General features: G+C 65.7%; 1 protein-coding gene. It reads right to left on the reverse strand.

Annotated features, from left to right (window positions below; genetic code table 11):
• Positions 1-27 precede the first annotated feature (27 nt).
• A protein-coding gene (locus ACZ619_RS45860) for an IS3 family transposase (protein ID WP_469612014.1) occupies positions 28-1280 on the reverse strand; the annotation gives its coding sequence in 2 pieces (ribosomal slippage) (positions 28-998 and positions 998-1280; 1254 coding nt in all).
• Between the last annotated feature and the right edge of the window lie 50 nt (positions 1281-1330).

Genomic DNA, 1330 nt, shown 5'->3' on the forward strand with positions numbered 1-1330 from the left:
TGAACCGCCCCGGGTTCGGTAGAGATCTCAGATTGTGGTGATGACCTGGGGTTTCGTGAGTTCGGTGTAGTAATTGGCTTCGTATTCGACGGGCGGGATGTGCCCTATCTCACCGTGAAGTCGGCGGTGGTTGTACCAGTCGATCCACTCGGCGGTGGCGAGCTCGACCTGGGAGAGCATCTTCCAGGGCCGCTGGGGCTTGATCAGCTCGGTTTTGAACAGGCCGATCGTGGACTCCATCAGGGCGTTGTCGTACGCGTCACCGACGGATCCGATACTCGCCGCGATGCCGGCGGCGTCCAGGTGCTCGGCGAGGCGGAAGCTCGTGTACTGCGACCCGGCGTCCGAATGATGGATCAACTCGCCCGGCTGAATGGGGCGTTGGTCGCGGTCGCGCTGCCAGATCGCCGTTTCCAGGGCGTCCAGCACAAACACCGTCTCCTTCACCGTGGCCGCGGACCAGCCCACGATCCGGCGCGAGAAGGTATCCACGACGAACGCGACGTAGACGACGCCGGCGAAGGTCTTCACGTGCGTGAAGTCGGCTACCCAGCAGCGGTTCGGGGCGCTGGCGACGAAGTCGCGGTCGACAAGGTCGGGGGCCCGCTCAGCCTGCCCGCCCGGGATCGTGGTGATGACGCGTTTCCCGCGCACCGCTCCCTGGATACCGAGCTCGCGCATCAGGCGCTCGACGGTGCAGCGGGCCACCGCATGCCCCTGCCGGTTCAGCTCGCGCCAGATCTTCCGGGCTCCGTAGACACGGTAGTTGGACGTGTAGACCTCCTGGATCCTCTCCTTGAGCTCCTCGTCGCGCACGGAACGGGCAGAGGGAGTGTCGAGGCGTTTCTTGTGGGCGTAGTACGTGGAAGGGGCGATCTTGCAGTCGTGTGCGGTGAGCGTCCTGCAGATCGGCTCGACCCCGCCGAAGCGGTCCCGGTGCTCGTTGATGAACGCTACGAGCGCGTGTGTGGCCGGTCGAGCTCGGCCGCGAAGAAACTCGCCGCGGCCTTCAGGATCTCGTTCGCCCGCTTCAGCTCGGCGTTCTCCTTCTTCAACGCCTTGAGCTGGGCGGACTCCTCCGTCGTCGTCCCCGGACGCTGCCCCGCGTCGATCTCGTGCTGCTTCACCCAGTTCCGCAGCGTCTCGCGGGAGCCGATGTCGAGCTTGTCCGCGACCGCCTGCAGGGCGGCCGTCTCGTTCGGGTAGTCGTCGCGCACTTCGGCGACCATGCGCACCGCACGACGGCGCAGCTCAAGCGGGTAACGGGAGGGTCGTGCCATGACTCAATCCTTACATGGAATCGAGCCTCCACCCGACCCGGGGCGGTTCA

It is taken from the genome of Streptomyces sp. NPDC104367 (assembly GCF_055583825.1).